Annotated in this window: 12 protein-coding genes; 5 read left to right on the top strand and 7 right to left on the bottom strand. The window is 65.7% G+C overall.

Annotation, left to right across the window (positions count from 1 at the left end):
• Positions 1–2: 2 nt before the first annotated feature.
• Together FFS15_RS14050 and FFS15_RS14045 are read right to left on the bottom strand one after the other, a co-directional pair.
• Positions 3–1,115: a glycosyltransferase gene (locus tag FFS15_RS14050; protein WP_137845673.1), complete on the bottom strand. Its 1,113-nt coding sequence runs from the start codon at positions 1,113–1,115 to the stop codon at positions 3–5.
• The gene (locus FFS15_RS14045) at positions 1,112–2,215 is read right to left on the bottom strand and encodes a polysaccharide pyruvyl transferase family protein (protein ID WP_137845672.1); all 1,104 of its coding nucleotides are present in this window, start codon (positions 2,213–2,215) and stop codon (positions 1,112–1,114) included. The genes FFS15_RS14050 and FFS15_RS14045 overlap by 4 nt, the downstream gene beginning before the upstream one ends.
• Positions 2,216–2,578: 363 nt before the next feature.
• Between FFS15_RS14045 and FFS15_RS14040 the strand changes: the two genes are divergently transcribed.
• Positions 2,579–8,542, top strand: coding sequence for a fibronectin type III domain-containing protein (locus tag FFS15_RS14040; RefSeq protein ID WP_212743168.1), 5,964 nt, complete (start codon positions 2,579–2,581; stop codon positions 8,540–8,542).
• A gap of 281 nt (positions 8,543–8,823) precedes the next feature.
• On the opposite strand, the gene FFS15_RS14035 is transcribed toward FFS15_RS14040, so the two are convergent.
• On the bottom strand, positions 8,824–10,164 hold the full coding sequence (locus FFS15_RS14035) for an asparagine synthase C-terminal domain-containing protein (protein ID WP_137845670.1): 1,341 nt from the start codon (positions 10,162–10,164) through the stop codon (positions 8,824–8,826).
• Positions 10,165–10,702: 538 nt separating this feature from the next.
• Here FFS15_RS14035 and FFS15_RS14030 point away from each other — a divergent pair.
• From FFS15_RS14030 to FFS15_RS14020, 3 genes are all read left to right on the top strand, one after another.
• On the top strand, positions 10,703–11,884 hold the full coding sequence (locus tag FFS15_RS14030) for a class I SAM-dependent methyltransferase (RefSeq protein WP_171013207.1): 1,182 nt from the start codon (positions 10,703–10,705) through the stop codon (positions 11,882–11,884).
• 147 nt (positions 11,885–12,031) lie between these two features.
• Complete coding sequence (locus FFS15_RS14025) at positions 12,032–14,116, top strand: glycosyltransferase (protein ID WP_137845668.1); 2,085 nt, start codon at positions 12,032–12,034, stop codon at positions 14,114–14,116.
• A 108-nt stretch (positions 14,117–14,224) separates the two neighbouring features.
• Complete coding sequence (locus tag FFS15_RS14020) at positions 14,225–14,617, top strand: hypothetical protein (RefSeq protein ID WP_137845667.1); 393 nt, start codon at positions 14,225–14,227, stop codon at positions 14,615–14,617.
• Between the two features lie 54 nt (positions 14,618–14,671).
• Here FFS15_RS14020 and FFS15_RS14015 read toward each other — a convergent pair whose 3' ends face one another.
• From FFS15_RS14015 to FFS15_RS14000, 4 genes are all read right to left on the bottom strand, one after another.
• The gene (locus FFS15_RS14015; RefSeq protein WP_171013206.1) at positions 14,672–15,721 is read right to left on the bottom strand and encodes a polysaccharide pyruvyl transferase family protein; all 1,050 of its coding nucleotides are present in this window, start codon (positions 15,719–15,721) and stop codon (positions 14,672–14,674) included.
• Between the two features lie 162 nt (positions 15,722–15,883).
• The gene (locus FFS15_RS14010; RefSeq protein WP_137845665.1) at positions 15,884–18,256 is read right to left on the bottom strand and encodes a glycosyltransferase; all 2,373 of its coding nucleotides are present in this window, start codon (positions 18,254–18,256) and stop codon (positions 15,884–15,886) included.
• Between the two features lie 77 nt (positions 18,257–18,333).
• Complete coding sequence (locus FFS15_RS14005) at positions 18,334–20,652, bottom strand: glycosyltransferase (protein WP_137845664.1); 2,319 nt, start codon at positions 20,650–20,652, stop codon at positions 18,334–18,336.
• Positions 20,653–20,685: 33 nt separating this feature from the next.
• Positions 20,686–21,669, bottom strand: a complete 984-nt coding sequence (locus FFS15_RS14000; protein WP_137845663.1) for a hypothetical protein — start codon at positions 21,667–21,669, stop codon at positions 20,686–20,688.
• Positions 21,670–21,786: 117 nt separating this feature from the next.
• Between FFS15_RS14000 and FFS15_RS13995 the strand changes: the two genes are divergently transcribed.
• On the top strand, positions 21,787–22,836 hold the full coding sequence (locus FFS15_RS13995) for a polysaccharide pyruvyl transferase family protein (protein WP_137845662.1): 1,050 nt from the start codon (positions 21,787–21,789) through the stop codon (positions 22,834–22,836).
• Positions 22,837–22,951: the final 115 nt, after the last annotated feature.

The raw sequence follows: 22,951 nt of genomic DNA, 5'->3' as shown, positions 1-22,951 counted from the left end.
CCTCAGCGAGTAGCGAGCCCGTCGATGAACGCGGTGAGCACGTCGGCCTTCGCCTCCCACGATTCGCTGGCTGCTCGCTGCATGCCGGCGACGTTGGGGGAGGGGAGCGCGAGCGCCTGCACCAACGCCATGTCGGCATCCTCGTCGCCGGTGTAGGTGAACAGGCCGGCGTCCCCATCGGGGCGAATCACGGGCGTCTCGCGCGCGACGACGGCCAGGCCCGCAGCGAGGTACTCGTAGAGCTTCATGGGGCTGCGTCCGAGGTTGAGTGGATCGTCGGAGAGCGGCAGGACACCAACACGGGCGCTGTGGAGCAGCGCGGGCAGGGCGCCGTATGGGACGGGTCCGAGCAGTTCGACGTTGGCCGGAGGCACCTCCGGCGGCTCGGCGTTCGGCCCCACAATGGCGAACCGCACGTCGGGGTGCGCTCGGGCCCAGGCGATCAGCATCCGCCAATCGAAGCGCCCGTCGAGCGCGCCCACGTAGACGCACATCGCCGGGCGCGAGACAATCTCGGTGTCCGCGGCCGCGAATCGCGCAGCATCCACACCGTTCTCAAGCACGAGTGTCGGGATGTCGAGGACTCCGATGCCGCGCAGCACCTCGGACGAGGTGGCGACGACGCCGTCGGCAGCAGCCACGATCTCCCGCTGAAGTCGCTGCTTCACGCCCGACGGGTACAGATCGGTTGGCCGGTACACGAGCCGCTGGGAGAGAGCGCGCACGGAGTCGTCCCAGAGGAGCGGCTGGTCGATCAGCACGACATCGAAGCTCGGGCGGATGCCGTGACGCGCCAGCTCGCGGGCGACGCGAAACCGGCCCGCAGGAACCGGGAGAGTCGTGCGAGGCACGATGTGCACCACGCCGTCGGCGTCGCGGTGCTGCCCCGTCGGCACGGCATCCGCCGCTTCACGGCTCACGCGCCCCGTGACGCGGTGCGCCAGCGAGATGGGCGTCGAGAGGTGCACCACTTCGGCTCCGCCGCGCGCGAGCGTGCGCGCGTAGTGGTGGCTGCCGACGCGGAACGGTCCGAATGCGTGACTGTGCGAGAGGAAGAGGATCCGACGAGCGGAGCCCTTCGCTGCGTTCACCGATGCCGTGCGTTCGCCGGTCATGCGCGTGCGGCCAGGATCGTCGCGCGCATCTCGGCTTCGACTTCCGCCAGCTGTCGTTCGGCCTCGAGAGTGCGTTCCCGCACCTCGCCGGTGCGGCCGAGCTGCGTCTGCAGAAACCGCTGAATCTCTTCGGCGTCGCACGCCGCTGCGTCGAGTGAGATGCCGTCGAGTGCGATTGCGGCGAACGCCTCAGTGATCTTGCGCGTGGGGCTCGGTACGAGCTCGACCGGAACCGCACCGCTCAGGGCCGCGAGCACGAGTACATGCATCCGATCGCTGATCACGAGCCGGGCGCCGTCGTAGCGTTCGCGCAGCAGGTTCTCCTGCGTGACAGCGTCGGTGGCGCCCCAGGGCTCGAAGACGCCTCCGAGTGCGTCGGCGAGCTCGCGGGCTCGTGATTCGTCCTCGCGCACCTGGACGACGGTGCGGATCCTCAGCCCCTCGGCGGCGGCGGTGGAGCGCACGGCCTCGACCCATGCCTGATCGGGACGCCGCCGTGCGCCACGCAGACTGACGATCAGCTCTTCGCGCTCGTCGGCGGGCTTCCCGGGACGCACGCCGGCCGCGAACCCGATGTCGGGCGCCACTCGACCGCCGCCGACGATCGCCGCGCTCGCGTCGTCCCGCCACAGCGCGATCTGCGACAGGCGCGCGGCGCGCGCGTGCAGCCATGCAGCGGGGTTCGTGGGCGCCCGGATGCCGCGCGGCGGCCGCACGACGACGCCGCGCTTGAGCCGCACGATCACCGTCTCGGCGAGGAAGACCAGCTCGCGCAGGACGTTGCCACGGTCGAGGGGTACTTCGCCGGCTTCGAGCACGAGCACGGGATGCCGTGGCGCGGTGATCAGCAGCCACAGCCACCGCGGCACACTGCGCTTCGACCGCAGAACGAGCGCGTCGGATGGGATGCCGAGCTGCTGCAGCCACGCGTCGGGCGCGGCGCCGACGTACGCGACGAGCTCGTCGGATGTGCCGAGCGCCCAGTCGAGCGTGCCACGCCGGATCAGCGCGTCACCGAGGTTTCCGGCGGGGCCGGTGAGCGAGACGAACGTGCGGGTGGGGCGGCGGGGCCGTCGTGTGTTGGTCGGCCCGCTTCGCATGGGTTCAAACCTACTGCGGTCGGCTCAAGCTCTGAATCGGTCACGCATCCTCCCCATCCGCAACAGTTCTTTGCGCCGCGAACACCGAACTGTGTAGCATGAGCGCGCGCCTCGATTGGGGTTTGAGGCGCGAGTTCCAGGGGGAGCGGTTGCCGTCGGGGACGCGTTTGCGCCGCCACCCTTATGGCGCATTGCTCCGTTGGCGCGTTGGTCGCCGACGTGAGCGCGCCGTGAAGAGCGCGGATGGGTGGTGGGACTGTGTGCTCGAGGAACACGCGCCGCGACTTCAATTCGGCACCGGCCATGGGATGGCGCCTCACGGGAATGCTCGCGGCGATGGCTCTCGTTGCGGCATTCTTCGTCGTGCTGCCCGTCCCCGCGCGGGCCGTCTTCGAGTCGAACCTGAGCGCACCCGGGCCGACAGCGATCCCCGAGGCGCCGACGATAGTCGACGCCGGAGGCGATGGCCTTTCCGTCATGGCGTCATGGCTTCCAGCCGATGAATCGGAGGCGGTGGAGTCGTACGAGATCGTCGCCACTCCGGTGGCTGGCACTGCGACCGAGGCATGCCCCGGGCCGACGGCGAGCGTCGTCACCACCGACGCGCAGGCCACGGCTGCGTTCGTCACCGGTCTGTGCGCGCAGGTCGCCTATACCGTCGTCATCACCGCCGCGAACGCACTCGGAATGAGTGAGCCAAGCAGTCCATCCAACCCGGCCGTGCCTGTGGATGCTCTCGCGCCCCGCCTTCCCGTCTTCACCGGTGCGCTCGGGCGTCCCGGGCGCGTCGAGGTCTCCTGGGCAGCTCCGGGCTATGACGGGGGCTCGCCGCTCCTCACATATTCAGTGACGGCGTACGACCCGGATGGAGCAGTCGCCGGTACCGTTACCGTGGGCGCCGATGTCACGTCGGCGACGATCGACGGCATCACCAACGGTGTCGAGTACTCACTGTCCCTCGTAGCCAGCAATGCCGTCGGCGACTCGCCCGCGGCATCAACCACGGCCATCCCATCGGCGATCTATCCGCCTAGCGCGCCTGAGGGGCTCGCCATCGTGCCTGACGCGGCGGGCGCACTGGACGTGGCCTGGAAGGCACCATCGGACGACGGCGGTGCGAGTATCACCGGCTACACGATCACCTACCAGCGGGGCGAGCAGGATTCCGAGGGTGTCTGGACGCCGATCGAAGGTGCGCCAGTACACACCTTGAGCGCGGGAGTATCGGACACCGCAGTGAGGGCCACAGAGTTCGAGAACCCTGACGCCAACTACCTCTTCACGATCGTGGCCACCAACCCTGCTGGCGCCGGAGCCACGGCGACCAGCGCAGCGGGCGCCAATCCGCATGTTCAGGTTAGCGACGCCACCGTTGTGCTGTCGGAGGGTTCAACTACGGCGATCGCCGGCCTCACCGCCGATGCAATCTCGTGGGAGGTGCCCGGACCCGCACAGGTCGTGGCTCTGAGGGTCGGCGATGTCCTCGTCGGCGGTGCGAGTCCGACGCTTCCCCAAGGCCTCCTGCGCCGGGTGGAGACCATTGTCACGGATGCTGGCCACGTGATCGTCGGTACATCGGATGCTGCGCTGACCGATGTCTTCGACGCCATGTCCATGGCGACCGATCTCGAGGCGACCTCATCCGAAGCGTCTCCTGGCGCCGAGCCGCTGCGCGGTGCCCGAGCGCGGATCCAGCCGATGAGTGAGGGTGTGCACACCGCCGAGCCGTTCGCCGTGGATGCGGGCTTCTCTGGCTCCAGCCGCGCATCGTTTGCGGTCGAGAAGAAGTTCGGCCCCGGGTTTGTCGAGGGCAAGGTCTCGATTGAGTCGAGTGTCTCGCTTAGCTTGGGCGTATCGGCGAGCAAGGTGACTGTCGACGCGATGGCCGCGACGAGGACCAGTGTGGAGTTCAACCTTGGTCTGAAGGGTGAGAAGTCGTGGGAGATCGCCGAACTCAGGGGCGTGCCGTCGACTTTCTTCATCGGGCTGGTCCCCGTTGTCGTGCAACCCAAGGTTCCGATCTTCGTGACAGTATCGGGAGAAGTCAGCGTTGGCGTCCACGCGACGTCTGCCTTCGGGGCCGGCCTTTCGTGGGATTCGTCCGAGCCCGGCCAACTTCGCGTCATTGACAAGAACGAGCCTCTCACTGCGAAGGGTGGGCCGCTTCCCGGCTTCGCGCTGTCGGGTAAGGGTTCGGTGGGCGTGAGAGCGATTGCGATCGCGTCACTGTACTCGCTGGGCGGTCCGAGTCTGTCGTTCGAGGCGCGCCTCGAGGCGGAGATCGACTTCCTTCCTCCGCCGGGCGAGCCCTTCCTGACGATCGGCCCCGTGATCGAGGTGAAAGCGGGGCTCGCGTTCCACGCGTTTGGCGTGCACGGAGCAGTCGAGGCCTCTATCGCCGTAAAGCGGTTCCTGAAGTTCACGATAGATGCACCGCCCAGTGCGTCCTACAGCATCACGCCGACGAGCGCCGAGGTACCGGCGGGAACGCCGTTGCAACTCACAGCTAAGAGGTCTGACGGCGAGGATGCAGCGAAGACGTGGGGCGTGCGCGGCGGTGTCGCCGGTGACTCGGTTTCACCGACAGGCGTGTTCGTCCCGGCGCAACCGGGCGGTCGCAACGTGACGATCACGGTGGGCGACAGTACGGGCGCGACGGGCACGATCAACGTCTTCGTCGGGAAGAGTTTCGGCGGCCCGCGAGCACTCACCGTAACCCGTGCATCCGAGGGCATCGGCATGAACGTCAGCTGGTCGGAGCCGGCCAGCATGGGCGACGGCGTGCTCACGGGCTATGTCGTGCGCACGACGCCCTCGACAGGTGCGCACGACCTCTCCGCGGGAGAGACGTCATTCTCGCTCACAGACCTCTCTCCGGGCCGATACAGCGTCTCGGTGTATGCGAAGAACTCTGCTGGGCAGATCTCGGCTGCGGCAGTCCGTGAGATCACCCTGTATCCGCAGTGTTCTCTGGCGTTCGACGGCGCGGTCAATGCCGCCTGGAATGTGGCCGCCAACTGGAGCGAGGATCGGTTGCCAGGGACCGGTGATTGGGTGTGCCTCGGCGGCCATGCCGTGACTATTCCAGGCGGGACGACCGCTCGGGTCTCGGGGCTCCTGACGGGCGGCGGCACCATCACGCTCGACGGGACGCTTGTCGCCAACACCTACTTCGAATCGTCTGGTTCGATCGGCGGTGCGGGTACGTTCGAAGCCGGGAGCACTGTGCGGTGGGCGTTGTCGGGCAACGTCTCGGTCGACGTGATCAATCGTGGTGAGTTGACGATCGACGGCGGTCTGGCTCTGCACGGCGCGAGCATCACGAACTACGGCTCGCTGCAAGTCGAGCCCAGTGGATGGGGCCAGGCGCGGATTCACGTCGGCAGCGGGACGACGGCGATCGTGAACAAGATCGGTGCTACCTTCACCGCAGCGACTCCCGAGACCGGGTCTCAGGTTTACATCGAGCCGGCGGTCACCAACGAGGGAACGATCACGTCGACGTCCGCGCAGTGGAATCGGGTGACGAACAACGGTCGCTTCGCAGTGACTGCCGAGAGCGTCGAGAACATACCGACGTACGTCGCGACGTTCGCAGTGGAGTCCGGCACGATCTCGGGGGCCGGCGTGCTTCAGTTCGCCGATGTCGTCGTACCCTCGAGTGGCAAGTCGCTGACGGCACGGTCTGGTCACTACGTCTTTGGTGGGGGCGTGGTGTCGGGTGGTGTGTTGACGTTCGGGGAGGGTGCTGTCGTCGATTTCGCGGAGTATGGGTCGACGACGTTGCAGGCGTCGGTTGTGAACCGGGGTGCGGTGACGGTTGAGCACTTCGTCTATTTCTCGGACGCCTCGTTCACCAACTTCGGCACTGTTGAGGTGCGTGATGATGTCGAGGATGGCTGGTATCAAGCTGCGTTGCTCAACGGTTCGGGCACGAATCAGTTCGTGAACAAGGCGGGCGGGATCCTCAGCGTGGTCGACGATCGGGATGACGGCGCCGCGCTGGTGTGGATTGATGTTCCGGTTGTGAACGAGGGCACGCTCAGTTCTGCGTCGGGCCGGTGGGGTGATGTCATCAACCGCGGCACCTTCGAACTCGTTGCGGATGTCGCCGCTGGGCAGCCTTCGGATGTTGCCCGGTTGCAGGTGAGTAGTGGTTCGGTCACTGGTGCGGGCACGTTGCGAGCGGGTGACGTCGTCGTGCCGTCTGGCGGTTACACGCTTCCCGGGCGGTCTGGTCACTACGTCTTTGGTGGGGGCGTGGTGTCGGGTGGTGTGTTGACGTTCGGGGAGGGTGCTGTCGTCGATTTCGCGGAGTATGGGTCGACGACGTTGCAAGCGTCGGTTGTGAACCGGGGTGCGGTGACGGTTGAGCACTTCGTCTATTTCTCGGACGCCTCGTTCACCAACTTCGGCACTGTTGAGGTGCGTGATGATGTCGAGGATGGCTGGTATCAAGCTGCGTTGCTCAACGGTTCGGGCACGAATCAGTTCGTGAACAAGGCGGGCGGGATCCTCAGCGTGGTCGACGATCGGGATGACGACGCCGCGCTGGTGTGGATTGATGTTCCGGTTGTGAACGAGGGCACGCTCAGTTCTGCGTCGGGCCGGTGGGGTGATGTCATCAACCGCGGCACCTTCGAACTCGTGCCCGGGGAGGGCAGTACTGTCACTACGCGTGTGGAGAGGCTGACACTCGACCACTCCTCGGTTCTGCGAGCGCCAATTACGCGAGCCGATGGCATCGCGACGGCGGCCGCCGCGCTTGTCTTGCAATCCGCCATCGACTTGGGGGGCGTCCTCGAACTCGTCTCGGTCGGCGCATTCACCGCGGAGGACTCCGACGTCGTCGAGCTCATCACCGCGGTCGAGGGCGTCAGCGGCGGTTTCAGCGCTATCACGTCTCACATTCCCGGGCCCGCGTGGACGGCAACGCGCATGGCGGACCGACTGTTCGTCGCGACAGGCGAGTTCAGCATCATCAACATTGAGCCGCCAAGTGTCGGAATGGAGTCCGCACGTGTTGGCGAGCCCCTGGTGGCACAGCCGGGCGTATGGTCTATCGACCCCGCGGAGTATGAGTTCCAGTGGTTGCGCGATGGTGCGGTGATCACCGGAGCGACGGGACCCGCATACACGCCCACGGCATCAGACGCGGGCAAGCAGATCTCGGTGCTGGTGAAAGCTACGGTCGAGGGAGTCGGCAGCAGCGACGCCACCTCGGCCGCGGTCACGGTCGCTGCGGGGACGTTGACGTTGACGCCGACTCCGACGATCTCGGGGACGGCGAAGGTTGGTTTGAAGTTGACGGCTTCCGCGGGTACGTGGGGTCCGGCGACGGTGACGCTGAAGTATCAGTGGAGGCGTGACGGGACGGCGATCACGGGTGCGACTGGTTCGACGTATGTCCTGGGGGCGGCGGACAAGGGCCGGCAGGTCACGGTGACGGTGACGGGTTCGAAGTCTGGGTACACGTCGGTGTCCAAGACCAGCGCAGCCAAGACGGTGCTTGCGGGGACGTTGACGTTGACGCCGACTCCGACGATCTCGGGGACGGCGAAGGTGGGTCTGAGGCTGACGGCTTCCGCGGGTACGTGGGCGCCGGCGACGGTGACGTTGAAGTATCAGTGGAGGCGTGGCGGGGCGGCGATCACGGGTGCGACTGCTTCGACGTATGTCCTTGTGGCGGCGGACAAGGGCAGTCAGATCACGGTGACGGTGACGGGTTCGAAGTCTGGGTATACGTCGGTGTCGAAGACCAGCGCAGCCAAGACGGTGCTTGCGGGGACGTTGACGTTGACGCCGACTCCGACGATCTCGGGGACGGCGAAGGTTGGTTTGAAGTTGACGGCTTCCGCGGGTACGTGGGGTCCGGCGACGGTGACGCTGAAGTATCAGTGGAGGCGTGACGGGACGGCGATCACGGGTGCGACTGGTTCGACGTATGTCCTGGGGGCGGCGGACAAGGGCCGGCAGGTCACGGTGACGGTGACGGGTTCGAAGTCTGGGTACACGTCGGTGTCCAAGACCAGCGCAGCCAAGACGGTGCTTGCGGGGACGTTGACGTTGACGCCGACTCCGACGATCTCGGGGACGGCGAAGGTGGGTCTGAGGCTGACGGCTTCCGCGGGTACGTGGGCGCCGGCGACGGTGACGTTGAAGTATCAGTGGAGGCGTGGCGGGGCGGCGATCACGGGTGCGACTGCTTCGACGTATGTCCTTGTGGCGGCGGACAAGGGCAGTCAGATCACGGTGACGGTGACGGGTTCGAAGTCTGGGTATACGTCGGTGTCGAAGACCAGTGCAGCCAAGACGGTCGCGGGGTGAGCGGGAGTATGACGCGGACTCCGACGATCCGGGGACGGAGCGCCAACGGGCTCATTGAGGAGAGCGGAGGACGAATCGTCCTAGGCTTCGCTCCTACCGGTTTCCTGTCCCGCGAGTGCTGGCTCGACTGATTTGTGCCAGCCTCGTTCGCGGCCTCGCTGCCGTGGAGGTGCGGTAGCCGAGCCCATCGCGGAGGCGGGAGCCCGGACTCCAGTGCCGCGAGCTCGATCCGCTCGACAGTCCGCCAGGGTCCGCGCCGGGCGGGTCACCGTTGCGGGCGCCTAGTCGAAGCGCAGTGGCTGGGCAAGCTTCGTGCGCCACCTACCGGTCCAATGGGCGAGCATCGCCGCGCGACGCACGGACTGAGGGATGCTTCGCGCGCCAGCTCTGGCGGAGACAGACGCCAGTGCGCCGTCGTTGAACAGGCGAGCTGATGACGGTTCGGCGTCGATCGCGCGAACCATCGACCACACCGCCGCCGGCGACGATGGGCCGCGTTCTACGAATGCGCCCTGGTTGACAGCAGGGTCGACAGTGGAGTTGATATCCGCCAGCGCTGGATCGAGGACTCGCAGCACCCTCGGACGGAGGTCGCGGTCGCTCGACGCGAGCGGTGGCACCGAGAGCGCGACCCGCACGACGTCCGGGTCGATGAACGGCGTCAGCACGCGGCGCTCAGGTGCGAACAGCCGAAACGGCGAAGCAGCGATCGCGCGGCGCGTACGGGTAAGCAGCCGCATCACGGTCTCCGCGTATGGATGATCGTCCCATCGACGCATCTGCTGACGCCATGCCGCCTGCGCTTCACTCTCCCACTCATCCCTGATGTCAGGGCGGAGCCCGATTGAGGCACTGAACCCGTTGGCGCCGAGCGTCGCCCAGACCCTGCGGGTCCGCTCATCCCTGTCGACGGGCGCAACCTCGTCGTGATACTTCATGAGGACGTCGCCGGCGAGGCCGTCGAGCAGTGGTGCACGCGCGGCGCGGCCATTGTGAATCGTGCGTGCGAGCGGCAGTAGCCACGCGTGCATCGAGGTTGAGTGCTCCAGCCGATCGAGCGTCTTCTCCCGAGCATTCAGCCAGTCGTCCGGCCCATAGTCGATCAGCCGGTGGTCGAGGCGAGCGGCTCGCGCGACTTCCTCGGCGATACGGGTGTCGCCATCCCAACCCGACTCGTGGTGAGTCGAGAATGACCGCGGGCGCGGTCCTCCGCGGTGCAGGCCGGCAGCCAGGATCAACCTCGAGTCGAGCCCGCCCGAGAGCGTGAGGTCGGAGCGGTTCAGCAGTGAGCGCGGGACCGCACCCTCGATCGCCGCAGCCAGGTCGTCCACGCTCGCCGCACCTTGCGGATTCGTGAACCAGGACGGGAGCTCCGTGGTCAGCCTCAACTCGCCGCGCTCGAGGCGCAGACTCTGGCCGGCATCGAGCCGCGTAATTTCGACGAAGGGAGTCGACCCCGCCCAGAAGCCCGAGAGGATCATGCACATGCGCCATGCCGTAGCATCGGCATGGACGGGACTGGTGGAGAACTCCACGAGCGGGGTCAAACGGTTGGCCCAATAGGTCGTACGCCCGATCGACCGAGTGAAAATATCCTGGGTTCCGAGCCAGTCAGTGTGCAAAGTCGCACCTTGTGGATCCGGCCAGAGTCCCGCGAGTCCGACCTCATTCTGGGCGTGATGTGCGTCGCGTGCGCGGGTGGCTCGGGCGACGTAGCGACCCCAGGTCCAGCCGCCGCGCGACCGCTCGAGCCCGGCGGATGCCGATGCTGCGAACTTCACATCCCCGGCGTCGTACAGAATCGCTGCCGGTGCTGGGGATGCGGCCAAGAGACGTGGGAACAGGTTGTGGACGTCGTTGCCCAGCGCCCCGCAGACGAATGGCTGGGCGACGAACCTCTCTGCGGAGGACACGGGTGAAAACACGCCTATGGGCGCCGTCGTAGTGTGTCGGTCGGCCCGGGTCTCATCTGTTCAGCGTACTTCCGGCGCGAGCTTGGGCAGTAGGGCGGGCCGGTGGGCCGAGTTGCGCGCGCACGCGTGCCGCTGCTCGGTACTCACGGCAGATCGCGTAGCGGCGGCTAAACTGCGAAGCGATCGGGCCGGACGAGCTCGCACGTCCAGGCAGTGCGACCCGCGAAACAAACCCCAAAGGAGCTCCATGTCACGCGTCACGGTTCGAGACTTTGCGACCGTCGCGATCTACATCATTGCTTCTGGGGCTGTGGTCGCGCTGGCGCTCTCGGGGAGAACGGACTGGGCTATTGCCGCGCTCGGCATCCTCGGCGGTCTGGTCGGCATCGTCACCCGGCTTCAGTTTGCCAGTCGTCGCGCACCTTTCCGAGAGCAGGTCGCGACCAGCAGGGCGGTGAGCAACGCTGCTCGGCAAGCTCAGTCCGCGACGACCAAGCTTGCGAAACAGCTCGCGGCCACGCGCCGTGAGATCGCGACAGACATTTCGGCCGCGCGTGATGAGTTCACAACGGAGCTTTCGACGACGCGCCGCGAGCTCGCGGATGTCGTGCAGGCTGTTGCAGATGAGGTGGCGGGGGTGCGATCGGAGGCGGCTGAGGCAGAGGGGCCACGCCAGCAGTTGGCGAAGGAGATTTCTGCCGTGCGCGAGGGCGTGGCGACCGTGCGGACTGCCGTCGCGGGCGTCGAGCGGTTGGAGCGCCGACTTGCGCCCGAACTTGTCACGGACATACAGGCGCTCATCCAGCTGATGTCGCGCTACGCGCCGACTGCACCGCTGCCCCTCGTCGCCGGGTGGGCCATGAGCCCAGCTGGACTGGTCTTCCTCACCGACTCGATCGAGCGACGTGGAGCGGAATTCGTGGTCGAGTGCGGAAGTGGAACCTCTACCCTGTGGATGGCTATGGCGATGCGTCGAAAGGGAACCGGCAAGGTTCTCGCACTCGAACACCTCGAGGAGTACGCAGACAAGACGCGCGCTGTTCTCGCTGCACACGGGGTATCGGAATGGGCAGAGGTGCGCGTGTGCCCGCTGGTCGAAGTCTCCACACCCCGCGGCGACTTCCTCTGGTATGACCTGGAGCTCGAGTCCCTGCCGGGGCAGATCGACATCCTCCTCGTGGACGGCCCTCCTGGAACGACGGGTCGCCACGCTCGCTACCCCGCCCTGCCGCACCTGTCCCAGGTGCTCGCCGAGAACAGTCTCATCGTCGTCGACGACGCGGATCGACGCGACGAGCGCGAGGTGCTCGAGCTTTGGGCCGAGGAGTGGCCCGCGTTCGAGCGGCGCGCTTCTGCGTCGCGCGGCATCGAAGTACTTGAACGAGTTGACTCCCCGTATGGCGTCGAAAATCGCTCCAGCCAGAACTAGGCACAGTCAGCGGTCGGTCCTTCTAGGGACGTCCGCCTGCATACGCCGGACCGGCGCTCGCTAGTCGACGTAGCAACCCTGAAAATTGCTCGGCTATCGTAGAAAAATGGGGGCAGAATCACAGTGAAGTCGGAGCCGGGCCACGTAATGAAGATGTACCAGGGGGCGAGCTCGAAGGGGTCGATTCCGGCGGTCTCGGTGATCGTGCCGATGTACAACGCGGAACGACACATCCAGGAAACGCTCGAGAGTCTTGCGTCTCAGTCGCTCTTGAATTTCGAGGTGATCGTCGTCGACGACGGCTCGACAGACCGATCGCCGGAGATCGTGGATGCGTTCGTTGCGCGCGACGACCGATTCTCTCGAGTCGCTGGTCCGACCCTGTCCAGTGCGGGAGCAGCAAGAAACACGGGGCTGGATCTCGCTCGCGGTGAATACCTCGCGTTCCTCGATGCTGACGATCTGTTCTCGCCGAGCATGCTCGAGAAGCTCTACGCGAAAGCGAAGGCGGACGACGCAGATGTCGTCCTGACAGGCTTCCGCAACTTTGACGACATCACCGGCGAGCAGGCGCCGCAAGCGTGGGCCCTTCGTGTACAGAATCTTCCCGCTCGCACACCTTTCGCTCCGGGTGATATCGCGGACCATATCTTCTACGTCACGAATCCGTCCAACTGGAACAAGCTGTTCCGCCGAGAGTTCGTCGAGGGCCAAGGCCTCCGATTCCAGCACCTGCGACGCGCCAACGATGCGTACTTCACGTTCGTCGCGCTCGCCATGTCCAGCAGAATCAGCTACGTGGCAGAGGAGTTGGTTCTCTACCGGGTCGGAAACGCCGCGAGCCTACAAGGCTCGATTCACGAGTCGCCTCTCGAGTTCGTCGAAGCGATCCTCGCGATCTCCGGAGCGCTTCACGCTGCCGGCCTCGACGGGCGCTACCAGCGGGCATTCAAGAATCTCGTCGCGACGATGTCTTTGGGCGCGCTCGCCCGCGCCAAGACGGCGGCTGCATTCGTCACGACATACTCGGCTGTACGTGACACACTGTTCCCGCGGTTCGGGCTTACGGTCGCGCCGCGCGACACCTTCCTCGCCTCCCACGTGCAGCGCCGAGTAGCTGAGATCGTCGAGAAGCCGGTAGAGAACTGGCTCTTCGACCGGATGATCGTCCCGATGGCAGCGGATGTCCTTGCCGCCGACCCGAGCGGTGATGCCCACTCGGCAGGGTCGACAGCGGAAGCGTCGCCCGGCCCAGCGGACGAGGCGGTGATCAGGCCCGATGTCTCGGTGATCGTGCCTGTGTATAACTCCGCGGCCTGGCTTCACGAGTGCCTGCTCAGCGTCCTGGCGCAGTCGGGTGTCTCGCTGGAGGTGATCTGCGTGAACGATGGTTCGACGGACGACTCTTTGAGCATCCTTCACGAGTATGCAACCAGCGACGCCCGGGTGGTCGTTGTCAATCGGCCGAATGGCGGGCTCTCTGCAGCGCGCAACTCAGGCCTCGACGTCGCGCGCGGGCGCTACACCTGCATGATCGACAGCGACGACTACTGGAAGCTCGACGGGCTGGCCGATCTCGTCGAGCGAGCTGATCGTGACTCGCTGGACGTTCTGCTCTTCGACGCGGAATCATTCTTTGAGCCGGGTGTTTCCGAGAGTACGCACAGCGCGTACGCCACTTACTACGCTCGATCGCGGTCCTACTCGGAGGTCGTCACCGGTCCCGAACTGATAGCCGTGATGCGGGAGGCAAAAGAGTATCGCCCGAGCGCGTGCCTCTACCTGACCCGCACCGAATTCTTGGCCGCGGCGCGACTGCGGTTCATCCCCGGGATCATGCACGAAGACAACCCGTTCACTTTTGCGCTGCTCCTCAACTCGAAGCGGGCGGCGCACGTCCAGAAGCCGATGTATGCGCGGCGTGTACGCCCGGGTTCGATCATGACCACCGCCGCTACGCAGCGATCGATGCAGGGCTACTTCGCGTCCTATCTGGACATGACACGACGACTATCGCTTCATTCCGTTCCCGCCGAACTGGGGTCCGCGATCGGCGACCTCGTCCACCACATGTACGCGGCCTCGCGCCGTCTCTTCTTTGAGCTCCCTGAGGAGATCGGCAATCGCATCCGGGAGGCCGATCAGAGCCCGGAAGCGCACTCCGCATTCCTGATGCTGCAATATGAGCGGAGCCAAGTGCTCAAGATCAGGAAACTCTCCAGAGCCAGGTGAGGACGGTGCGCCCGCGAGCCTCAACGTGTTCGAGCTCGCGGGGGACCGCCCGCTTGCAGCTAGCATCACTTGCGCGGCCCATGGGTAGCCAGGATTGAAAGGAATCACATGCCACGCCTCACACCCCGAGATCTCGGCGCCATATCGCTGTTCGTCGGCCTTCTGGCACTCGTGGCAGCCCTCGTGCTTGTTGGGAACAGCGAGGGAGCGATCGTCGTGCTCGCCGGCCTGGCTGCTCTGACGGGAGTCGTCTCTCGTCTCGAGTTCGCGGCTCGCCGTCAAGACGTGAGGGCCGATCTCAAGGAACGTCGGGGCACTCGGCGACTCGTTGAGCAAATGGCGCGCAACAGCGCCGAGGACCTCCAGCGGGTCACTCGGATCGAAACCGACCTTGCCGCACTTCGATCCGAGATCCGTGGGATGCGAGTCGCGCAACAACTCATGTCCCAGACGATTACCGCGACGAGGGACGGCGTTCGGGCGTCGGGGGGAATCGACTGAGAGCGCGTAAACGGCGCTCTCGGGCAGGTAGGCGAAACCTGCTCTCGCGAGGCTTCACTCGGTGAACGGGGAATCGAAGTCAGGAAGACTCACGAGCGGAAGCTTGTGGGCCTCGAGGTAGGCGTTGAAATTTGCGAAGAGCTCACCGAGCCCGTCGAACATCGGTTTGTAGTCCATCATGGAGCGGATCTCCTCAGATGAGAGACTGCTGACGCTCTCCTTGGGAACCGCGGGAACTCTCAGCACCTTGGTGAGTTCTTCTGTCCGGCTGTCATGGGTGACCCATACGGCGGGGACTCCGCTGAGGAGCGAAGCCATGTTTGCGTGGAATCGGGTCCCATAGGAGAAGCCGACGCTCTCGGAGTTGAAGTTGTACCAGGACGCAGGGTCACGGAAGATGCGGAAGCGGCGAGAGAAGTAGTCCTCGAGCTGCGCGTGTGTCAATTTCCCTTCCTTGACCGGACGCTTGAGGAACCAGGGGAACGGCGGCGCTTCTTCATTGCGCTGAAGGCTGTTGGCGTACGCGGTGCTGAATCTGTTCACTGGCTCGACAAGATGGCTGTCTTCCTGGATCGCCTGGACGAGCATGTCTGATTCGAGGGGGTCGTGATAGGTCGTGCCGTTGTAGGCAGCCCGTCCCTCTCGATCGGTCTTGAGCGCCTCGGCCAGACGCGGGAATGCGTCGGGGCGAGAGAAGAACGAGGGGCACCCGGTGACGAATGTGTTCGATACGCCAGCGAAATGCTCGAACATGTCCGCTGTGAAGCTTCCGCGGACTCCCACCAGCTCCGATCTGTCCCCGAGGAACTTCATGAGGTCGATCGCTTCGTCGGGGAGTGACCCGTCGAGCTCCTGTGATGGAGCCTGTGCTCCGAGGCCGAAGATGACGATCGGGGCTTCGATCTTCTCGAGGAAACCTTGGAATCTCGAGTATCGGGCGCCGTCTTCGTCATTGAGCTTGAAGAAGTTTGCCACCGTGACGATGAGGTGGCTGCACTCATCGTTGACGTACTTCGCGAAGTTCTTGCCGCCCGGACCGAAGCGGCGATCCTTGTAGAACACGGCTTCGGGGAACATCTCGAAGGGCGCGTTTCCATGGATCATGTTTCCCGCGTTCTCGGGCATGGTCACGGGAAACTCGGGGGGGAGTGTGGGGAGACATCCCATGACCCCGATGGGCTGCTGAGTCAATGCATCGCCTTTCGGCTCTGAGGTTGGTAATTGTTGGGCTTCAAGCTCTTCGGACGCCAGATCCGCACTTCCAGGTCATCGACGGAGCAGTGTGTGCTTCACCCTATGCGCCGCCGGACGGAGCCACGGTAGCAAGTCGAGCACAGCACGGGCCGCAGGTGCCGCTCGGTCGACGATCGCCGAGGTCCGGGAGTCTGTCTCCTCCCCGACCTCACGGGTGCCGGCGCGAGTAGCTGCCGACTCATCTGCCGGTGACTCGGCATTCTGCTCGCTGAACAGGATGATCAGGTCGTTCAGCCGCTGAACGTCCTCGATTGTCGGCTCAGGGGAGTGCATGCCGGGAAGGCGGTCGTCGAGCAGCTGCGTGTAGAGAGTCGCGAAGTCGTGCGAGAGCTCGCGCTCGGCGGCTTCGATGGATCCTCGGGACAACCGAACATACTCGGTCGGGTCGACAAAGAGCTCCGCGATGCGTTCTGCAAGACCGACCGCGTCACCTTGCGGTGCTGTCACGATCCCATCGTTGCCTTCTGCGACGGCGAGCCAGGGCATCTCGTACATTGCCACGGGCAGTCCGCGGGACTGTGCTTCGGGGATCGTGAGCGGGTAGCCCTCGACCGCGCTTGTGTTCACGAACAGGTCAGACGCGTCGATGGCGGCGACGAGGTCTTTCCCGTGGAGCGGGCCGACCGCTTCGAACCGTTCGGCGACGAACCGTTCGCGGGCCAGCTGATTGAGTCGCTCTGCCGTCATGTCGTGCCAGTCGGGGCCGATGATACGCATCCGGAAGTCGACGCCAAGCCGCTGAAGCTCGGCGGCGACTCCAACGAGTTCGTCGACCCGCTTGGTCCGCTGCTCGAGACGACCCCACCACACGAGCTCGATTCGGCGACCCTCGGGTGCGGTCCTGGAGGTTGTCAGGGCCCCCGAGTCCAGAAGCAGCGGCGACGGCGGGTTCGGGAGGTAGACGACGCGCGACATGCCGCGCAGCTTCCAGAAGGCGACGTCCAGCGGAGACAGGACGACCAACTGAGCGAGCGCCTCCAAGTAGCGCGTGTGGAACGCGAGATCGCTCCGCCCGACCAGGATCGCGCGGCCCGCGAAGTTGTGTGCCCAGCCGATCGTGGCGGCGCCCGCGGCGCGCGCAGCGAGGGCGAATGCCGGCCAAGTCCTCGAGTAGAGCCAATGGTGGTCGATGACGACATCGATCGCGTGCTCACGGCAGAGATCGGCCCACTGGGCGAGTCCGGCGGCGACATCCGTATCGTCGATCTCGACGAAGTCGGCCCCCGCCGGCACAGCGGTCTTGTCGCTGCCAGCCTCTCGCGCGGCAATCGTCACTCGGAAGCCCGCCGCCAGGAGCAGACGCGCCTGCGACAGCAGCACGCCGGACACGCCGCCCGTTCGGAGCACGTTGGTGGTGAGGAGGACACTTCGCACGGGGCGCCGTGCCAGCTCTATGCAACCGGCGTGGGCGGCGAGCGCGTCGATCGCACGAGGCCAGAACTTGGCCGTCGCGAGCACGATCTCGCCGGCGGGAGCGAGAGCGTAGAGGTGCGCGAACGTCTCATCGAGCAGGTCTTCTCGGGTGTGCTCCGCGAGGTAGTGCGTCGTGTAGGCGATGATCGCGTGGCGAACGGATTCATAAGCAGCTCGCACGGATTCGCCGTCCGCGCTTCGGCTAGCGATCTCGTGCACTGCCGGCGCGATGGTGTTGATCGAATTGATTGCGCCGGCATAGAACACGGCCTGGTCGATGTCGTTGACCTTCTGCCCGCTGCCACCGCGTCCGAAGTGATACCGATACAGCCGCTCAGGAATCGACACGAAGCTTGTTGCGAGCGCCGCAGCCAGGAAGGTGATCGGCAGGTCGTTCACGCGCGGCAGGACAAGATCAGCGGGCATCAGGGCGTAGGCGTCGCGCAGAAGTTGCGTACGGAACAGGTATCGCCAGAGCTGCCCTTGCGCGGGCTGATCGAGGGGAAAGAGTCCACGGAGCACCTCGGTGCTCGTCAGCGACTCATAGCGCGGTTGCAATCGAGTCTCGAAGGCGCCGCCGGTCGCGCCGTCACGTTGCACGACGTCGATGCCGAATTGCACGAGATCGGCTCCCGACGCTCGAGCTTTCGCGAGCGCCAGCTCGGCGGCGGATTCGCTCAGCTCATCGTCGCCGTCGAGAAAGAGCAGATGGTCGGCGCGAGCGTCCAGGATGCCGGCACGACGGGCCTGGTAGGCCGAGGCGTTGCGGCCTTGGCGGATCAGGCGGACACGTGCGTCGCGCGCGACGTAAGCCTCTACGACTTCGGCGGTGCCGTCGGACGAGCCGTCGTCGATGACGACCACCTCGATCTCCGTCAGGGTCTGGCGGAGGCAACTGTCGAGGGCCGACGCGATCACCTGTTCATCGTTGAACACGGGGACAACGATCGTGACGAGAGGAGAAGTGGTCATGTGTGGCTTCCGTAGCTGCCGATGTGATTGCGGTTCGTCACTGCGTGCTTGATCCGATGACTGGTTCGCGCGCCACGTCAGAAGCGCAGCAGCGCACGCTTGATTCGGCGCGCTGCAGGGCGAAGCCACGGGACGACGCCGAGAACTTGATGCCCGGAGCGGGTGAGCCTTCTCTCGATCTGCGCACCGAAGGTGAGATCGCGGGCGTCGGAGGACTTTCGCCGCCGGCGCGCCGGCGTCGTAGGAGAAAGCCTGCGCTTCTCCGCGAAGAAGATCAGCAGATCGAGGATCTTCCTCCCGTCCTCCAGCGTCGGGTCGGGGGAGTGGTCTGGTGGCAGCGAGCCTGAAACCAGCTGTTCGTAGAGCTTCGCGAAGTCGTAGGAGGTCGCGCGTTCTGCAGCCTCGACAGATGCTCGTGACACCGTCTCGTATTTCACGGAGTCGCCCGCCAGGTCGGCGATCGCGGCGGCGAGAGCCGCGGCATCGCCCTGTGGAACGGCGATGATCCCGGGGTTGTCTTTCACGAGCGACAGCCACGAGAGGTCGTACATCAGGATCGGCAGGCCGCGTGACTGAGCTTCGGGCATCGTAAGGGGATATCCCTCGATGATGCTCGTGTTGACGAAGATGTCGGAGGAGTCGATCGCGTCGAGCAGATCGTCGCCGTGACGGGGGCCGGTGACATCCACGAAACCATCGAGGCCGCGCTCGGAGACGAGCGTCGACAGCTGAGCCGCTGACATATCGGTCCAATCCGGTCCGACGATGCGCAGACGGAAGTCGACCCGCAGGCGTCTCAACGCCGCTGCGACCTCCACGAGCTCGGTCACCTTCTTGGTGTGCTCCTCGAGTCGCCCCCACCAGATGAGTTCGAGCCGGCGGTCCTTCGGGGCTGACTTGGGTGCGATCCTTCCCACTGATCCGAGCAGGAGCGGTGACGGAGGGTTGGGCAGGTACGCAGTGTGGTTGACGCCGCGCAGCTTCCAGAACGCGACATCAAGAGGTGAGAGCACGATCAGCTGCGCGAGCGCGTTGAGATGGCCCTGCATGAGCGAGTGAAGATCATTGCCGTTGTACGTCGGGCGCCCCGCGAAGTTGTGGATCCAGCCGATCGTGGCCGCCTGGCTCGTGCGTGCGGCGAGCGCAAGCGCGGGCCAGTCTCGTGAGTAGAGGATGCGGTGGTCGATTACGACATCCACCTCGTTCTTCCGGCACAGCTCCGCCCACTGCGCCAGGCGATGCCGCGTCGAACCGGAGATCTGAACCAGCGTTGCACCATCGGGCACAGCCGACTCGTCGCTGCCCGGGCGGTGAGTGGCGATTGTGACCCGGTATCCCGCGTCGAGCAGCAGCTGCGCCTGCGACCGGAGGACTCCCGAGACGCCGCCCGTCCGCAGGACACTCGTCGTCAGGAGCACGCTGCGAGCCGGGGTCTTGCCGAGTTCGATTCGGTCACCATGCTGCGCCATGGCCTTCAGCATTGACGGGCCGAACGTGGCAGCCGCGGCGATGACGTCGACCTCGCCCACTTGCCTTCGCAGCTGCGTGGCTTCGGCGCCGGCCAATCCACCGGGGAGACGGGAGAGAGTCTCCAATGCGCGCGCGATCGTCGCCAGACGTACGGACTCGTATCCATCGACGAGAGGTTCGGGATTCGGCGACCTGCGCGACCACTCCGACACCACGGGTTCTATGGCGGTGATCGACGCAACCGCGTCCGTTGCCGGCGAGAATGCGGAGATGCGAGCTCGCCGATACAGAGGCTGCGGAAGCGAAACATAGGTCTTCGCTGCCGCGCATGCGAGGAACACGAGAGCCATCAAGTCGGCGACGTCGGATGCCGATGCATCGGTAAGCGAGCCATAAACCGTGCGGAGGAGCGCCGCTCGGAACAGGTACCGCCGCGAATCGGCATCGAGGGGCGAGTCTTCGGGGAACAGCTGGCGAAGGATGTCCTCATCCTGAAGGCGAGGACGCAAGCGTCGCACGCGCGCGCCTGAGGCGGCATCCCGTGCGTCGAAGGATGCGCCGATCGTCGCGCCGACCTCGACGAGATCCGCGTCGGCATCCGTCGCCTTCCGCTGTGCAGCGGCAGCCGCGTCGGGGTGCAGCACTTCGTCAGGGTGGAGGAGCAGAATGTGGCTGGCCTCCGCAGCCAGGACGCCGATGCGCAGCGCAGCAGGCGCCGACGTATCACTCGCTTGACGGATCAACCGGATTCGGGGATCGCTGTCGGCGATCCCGTCAAGACCCTTGTTGTCGCCAGCGGCTGAGCTGTCCACGCAGATGATCTCGATCTGGGAAAGCGACTGAGACGTGCATGACCGCAACGTGTCGCCGATCCGCCCTTCCTCTTTCGAGATGGGGATGATGATCGAGACAAGGGGCTGGGACATCTGTTTCCGTTTTGTGGGTGCCGCACGCAGCCGCTAACGTGATCGCTTCACGGCGCGGAAGAGGGTTGCGTAATTCGCGGCGATCACATTGGGGTCGCGGGCGTCGAGATTCGGGCAACCGGCGGGAGGCGCAGCCCTGAGAGCGTGAATCGCGTTCTCGAGGGTGGCGGCAGTCAACCGCCCTTCGTGGAGGCGCACCCAGTCGTGGCCGACTTCGTCCGCCAGCACCCTCGTCGCTGGAGTGGACTCCACGAGTACCGGCCGATTCAGCGAGAGCGCGAGCATCAGGGTTCGGTGCGACTCATAGCTGTCGGGCGAGGCGATCGCCACGATTTCCGCACCGGTGATCTCTTCGATGCGCGCCGCGTCGGAGAGCGGCTCGTCTCGCAACGAGATCGTGGCCGGATGGCGTGAGATCGTGCGGTTGAAGGACTTGAGGAGCGCAGACGAAATCTGGCCGACCAGGCGCAGCGTGCACTCCGGCAGATCGGCGATCGCGACGACTTTCAGGGGAGCCTCGTAGGCGGCGGGGAAGACGCCGGCCGAAATGAACAGAATCCTCCCTGGCACTGCCGGGGAGAGCGGGTAGCCCAGAAAGCGATCGCGGAGGTGGCTGTGCGGGATGACCGTCGCCTCGCGGCCGTGCGGAGCGGCGGTTGTGGGGCTCATCACGATGTATGCCGCCGTCGCCCGGTCGAGAACGGCCTCGGCCGGCGAGGCCGGCCTCGTGAGCCAGGGCTCGTCGCCGTATACAGTCCTGACCAACGCGATCCGCCGGCGCCTGACCGCTCTCGCGAAGCGACGCGCCCTGCGCGTGCGCTGCGCATCGGCGACTCGACGGTCACCGACCACCGCGCTCGTCGCGGTCAGGTGAACGACATCCACGCCGTTGAGGGACTGCAGTGCCTCCCGGAACTCGAACTGCACGCCGCCGGGCGCCTTACCCGCAGAGTCGTCACCGACGAGCTGGTCGACATAACCGACCTGGTGCGCCGGCTGCCTGCTCGAGACCAGCACTCGCAAAGACCCGTGTGCGCCCGGCGTCGATCTGAGTGTGACGGCGGCGTCGCTGGTCGGGCCCTCAGAGACAGGATCGGACGGCGAGTGCACGCGCCAAGAATAGACTGGTGGGCGGTGAACACGAAAACTAGCCAGAACGTCTTCGCGCATCTCAGCGGCCAGGACGACAACCTCGGCGACTCCGCACTCCGCGTGGGATACCTCGAGGCGCTGCGAGGCTCAGGGCGTCACGTTCATGTGTTTCTCGGGGCGGCGACGACCGACTACTCCCTGGCGTTCACGGCGGCCCCGGACATCACGTTCTACGACTCACGCATCGCCTGGATGCGAGCGCAGAGCGCATCCCTTCGACCTGTGCACGCTTTCAACGCAGGCGAGATCAACCCGCAGACCGGGATCTTCCCGACGCCGCGCCGCGCGGCCGAATGCAGTCGCGTGCTCGACTCGGGGGGAGCTCTCATCATCGCCGGCATCGGCGTGAAGAATGTCGAGACCGCGTCGACAGTTGCGTTCGATCCCGCTTTCAGAGGCGCATCTATCATGTCGTGGCGCGACCAAGGATCACGTGATGCAGCGCGGTTCGGTGACTTCGCCCCTGATTGGGCGTACTCCATGGGGACACCGACCGAGGAGTGGAGCCCTGCCGAGGGACGTTCTGTACTTGCTGTGACCATGCGCTTCGACCGGGCGTGGCCGGGCGATGAGTGGCTCGCCGCTGTGCGTGCGTTCGCGGTGGCGACCGCAACCCGCATCGTCACGGTGGCGCAGGTCGCTCGGGACGCGCCGCGCGCTGTGCGCCTCGCTGAAGCACTGGGGGGCGAGTATTCGATGGCTCCCAGCATGCGCCACGACGACCTCGACGCACACGTGCGAGCGGTGTACCGGGGATCACTCGCCGTCGTCAGCGATCGTGCGCACGGCCTGATCATGGGTGCGACCGAGGGCGCGTACCCGATCGGCTCCGGCAGCGACCCCCAGAAGATCTCGCGCCTGCTCGCGGCCGTTGGCCTCGGGGGCTTGGTCGGTCGATACGACGAACTGCCGGACTTCGCGACCCGTTTCGACGCCCACGTGGCCGCCCTCGGTCCTTCGATCATCGCGGCCCGTGCGGACATCGCGGATCTGACCGCCCACATTCGGACCGCGATGGATGCTGTCGCCTGACAGCGACAGCCACGGCACGCCCCACCGGCCGAGTCAGGCGGAACGCAGGCGCCCCGGGTATCATCGGTCCGAATGTGCGCTCGCGGGACGGTCCCACGAAGTATGTGGCGGTCAG

Origin of the sequence: Microbacterium sp. 2FI (genome assembly GCF_005502885.1) — a bacterium.
Taxonomy (GTDB): Bacteria; Actinomycetota; Actinomycetes; order Actinomycetales; family Microbacteriaceae; genus Microbacterium.
Note: the sequence above shows the minus strand (reverse complement) of the source record. Positions and strands in the feature narration are given on the sequence as shown.